Annotated in this window: 3 protein-coding genes; all 3 read left to right on the forward strand. The window is 41.1% G+C overall.

Annotation, left to right across the window (positions count from 1 at the left end; all coding sequences use genetic code 11):
* The first annotated feature begins 621 nt into the window (after positions 1-621).
* The 3 genes from VXK47_RS00005 (at position 622) to tgt (ending at position 2856) form a co-directional block, all read left to right on the forward strand.
* The gene (locus VXK47_RS00005; RefSeq protein ID WP_435546722.1) at positions 622-972 is read left to right on the forward strand and encodes a site-specific integrase; all 351 of its coding nucleotides are present in this window, start codon (positions 622-624) and stop codon (positions 970-972) included.
* A 50-nt stretch (positions 973-1022) separates the two neighbouring features.
* Positions 1023-1553 carry a tyrosine-type recombinase/integrase gene (locus VXK47_RS00010; RefSeq protein ID WP_435546724.1) on the forward strand — a complete coding sequence of 177 codons (531 nt, stop codon included), beginning with the start codon at positions 1023-1025 and terminating at the stop codon, positions 1551-1553.
* Positions 1554-1722: 169 nt separating this feature from the next.
* Positions 1723-2856, forward strand: a complete 1134-nt coding sequence (tgt, locus tag VXK47_RS00015) for a tRNA guanosine(34) transglycosylase Tgt (protein ID WP_435546723.1) — start codon at positions 1723-1725, stop codon at positions 2854-2856.
* The last annotated feature ends 718 nt before the right edge of the window (positions 2857-3574 follow it).

The raw sequence follows: 3574 nt of genomic DNA on the forward strand, positions 1-3574 counted from the left end.
CGTGCATCTTTTGTGCGGCCCATCTTTTCATCTAATCTGTTTATGCCCGTTAAGCGTTAAATCCCGGTGGTTTGGGGGCAGAGCCCCCATTATTATCAGGCTTTATGTCCTTTGATAATGCACCTCAGCCGGAGTCTTGTAATTTAAGGCCTGGTGAAACCGGCAGTTGTTGTAGAACACAAAATAGCGAGGAACCAAAATTCCTGATAATTTACAATGGGCTTATAAAAAATGGCTGCGTTACTATCTGGACTTTTGCGGCAAGTATAGCTACACACCTGCGTATAAAGATAGCCTGCCCATATTTATCCGTAAGCTTCAAGAAAAAAAACAGACAAAAGAGCAGCAAGATCAGGCGATAATTGCAGTAAATCTGTATTATGAGATAATTAAGATAAAAGATCCCACCGACAAGAAAATTGTAACCCAATCTGTAAATCCTCAGAAAGATTTTACTTCTAAAAATGTTAAAGCGTTTTCTGTCCGTGAGTCTGCAGCCAACCCAGCCAAAACAAGAATACATCAAAACCTGTTAATCCTTCATCAATAAAAAATATTTCGGCGGATAGTAATCTTGTTGCTCAAGTAACCGGCACTTCGTGGAAAGCGGAATATTCCGGATTGGAGAATGAAATAAGTGTAAGGCATTATTCTCCAAAAACTCTCAGGGCTTATAAAGAATGGGTTCGAAAATTCCAGACTTTTACAAAAAGCAAGAACCCGGAATTGCTTTCATCGGGCGATGTTAAAGAATTCTTAACTTCTTTGGCTGTGAAGCAAAAAGTATCTTCTACCACCCAGAACCAAGCATTTAATTCGCTGTTGTTTTTTTATCGGCACATCTTAGGCAGGGAATTTGGGAAATTTGACGGGGTTGTGAGGGCAAAGAGGAAGCCTTATATCCCTGTGGTTTTATCTCGTAAGGAAATCGATAATATCCTGAATTTTTTAGAACCCCCTTTTTTGTTGTAAAATTGCTTTACGGGTGCGGTCTTAGGCTGTTTGAATGTATTGGCCTTCGTGTGCATTGCATGAATTTTGATGCCGGTATATTAACGGTTCACGACGGCAAAAGGCAGAAGGATAGAACCGTACCTCTCCCTGAAACGATGCTTCCGGAACTTCGAAGACATCTTGAGACATTGAAAGATTTGCATAAGCGGGACCTTGAAAAAAAATATGCCGGGGTATTTCTGGTAAATGCATTAGAGTTAAAATACAAAAATGCAGCAAAGGATTTTATCTGGCAGTGGTTTTTCCCGGCAATGCAATTGACTTATGAAAAGAAAAGCGGGGGATACCGGCGATATCACCTGCATGAAAGCCTTGTTCAAAAAGCCATAAAAAAGGCGGTAGACAAGTCAAGGATTACAAAACGTGCGTCCGCTCATACCTTTCATCATAGCTTCGCCAGCCATTTATTGCAGGCAAACTATGATATCCGGACAATTCAGGAACTGCTGGGCCATAGTGATGTGAGAACGACAATGATTTATACGCATACCGTAAAAAGCCGGACACTAAAAGAAGCTAAAAGCCCGCTCGATTTCTGATTATTTCACCTCGGAATTATTGAGATTCTTGCAACTACTGAAATATTCAAATATAACGGCAATGGATTTATGGATACGTCTTAATTTATTATGTTCCGGATACCGGATCAACTCCGGTATGACGGTTTGGGTATTGTTTGCAGGTCCATTAATTATTACAGGGATAAAAATGAAACCAAAAGATATCAGATTTAATCTTGTTGCCGTTGATTCTTGCGGTGCAAGAAAAGGTGAGTTTCAAACGGCTCACGGCATTGTGCATACACCGGCATTTATGCCTGTTGGCACCGCAGGATTTGTGCGATCCATTACGCCAAGAGATGTTGCCGAAACAAATTCCGAAGTTGTTCTTGCAAACACTTATCATCTTTCTATCGGAGAAAGACTTGCTACGGTTAAACGTTTGGGCGGTCTTCATCGTTTTATGGGCTGGGATAAAACCATACTTACCGACTCAGGCGGTTTTCAGGTTTTTTCTCTTCCGGGAAAAGAAATAAGCGATGATGGTGTTTCCTTTTCATATGAGGAAAACGGGGAACGCATCTTTTTTTCTCCTGAGCGCTCAATGGAAATTCAGCGCGATCTTGGAGCAGACATCGTAATGGCTTTCGATGAATGCGTGGAGCATACAGCATCAAGAGAATATATAGAAAAATCGGTTGACCGGACAACTGAGTGGGCGAAACGCTGTAGAAAAGTTGAATTAAAAGAATACCAGTTTATGTTCGGAATAGTTCAGGGAGGAATTTATCCTGACCTTCGGCAAAAAAGTGCTGTCGGAATCACCTCGATTCCGTTTGACGGTTTTGCAATCGGCGGAGTTAGCGTAGGCGAAGGTTTTGAACTTATGAAAAAAGTGGTTGAGGTTACAGCGCCTTTTCTTCCGGAACAAAAACCAAGATATTTGATGGGAGTGGGGCTTCCCGAAGATTTACTTGCAGCTGTAAAAGGCGGGATGGATATGTTCGATTGCGTGATTCCCACCAGATACGCCAGACAGGGAACCCTTTTCACCCGAATGGGTAAAATCAGAATCCTTGATAAAACCTACCGCAAAGACAAATTTCCGCTTGATACAAAATGCAACTGCTACACATGCAGAACATACCCCAGAATGGTTCTGCGCTATCTCCTCTTTTCCCGTGACCCTCTTGCCGAAACGCTTCTTACCATTCACAACCTGACCTTCTACCAGGATCTCATGAAAGACATAAGAGAAGCTATAGAACAGAACTGCTATGATGAATTTTACGAAGAATGGCTTGCAGTTTATAAAAAGAAGAGTGCAAAGAACAATACCTAAAACACAAATTAAGTTATGCCGATATAACACACCCTTCGAGGTCTCCGCTATACCTATACTACTTCAAAATATAGTGAATTAGTAAACTACCTTTTTTGGTTCCGGCTTGTCCGGATAAGGTAATATCCCCCACTAAAAAAAATCAAAAAAAGTTCATTTTTCATTCAATCTGTAGGCTATCTGTAAGTCGTTCCATGTTAGATAAGTTGATAATATCTATATCAAGTTTGTCCTTGTATAAAAAACCAAGAAATTTTAACAAAACCATCCGTAAAAAAGGAGGAAGCACAATGAAGTATGCAGGAGAATTTATATTAGCTATTTTCTTGGCATTGTCAGCATCGTATGCTCAGGCTGAGTCTATTCCTATTAATTTGAGAACTTTTTACGCAGACCCACGGCCATTGTCAGCCCCGACGGTTTTTCAGCGACTCTGACTGAGGATCCGGTTCGGGATATCATACTCTTGTCCAACGATCCGGTAATGGGGGATCCTGGCATAGCAATTCCTTCAGGGCTGTCGGCACTGCTGTCTAGTCATGCTTGCAATGTCGTAAATAGTATGATAATATTATTTCATAATCAACCAAGGAGGATTGAATATGAAAAAATATATCGTAACACTGACCAAAGACGAACGTGAAGCTCTTGGCGAACTTACCACCAAGGGTAAGCACAAAGCACAAAAGGTTCTCGACGCACTGATTCTGCTTGGTTG

This window comes from Desulfobacterium sp. N47 (assembly GCF_051233685.1).
Classification (GTDB): Bacteria; Desulfobacterota; Desulfobacteria; order Desulfobacterales; family RPRI01; genus RPRI01.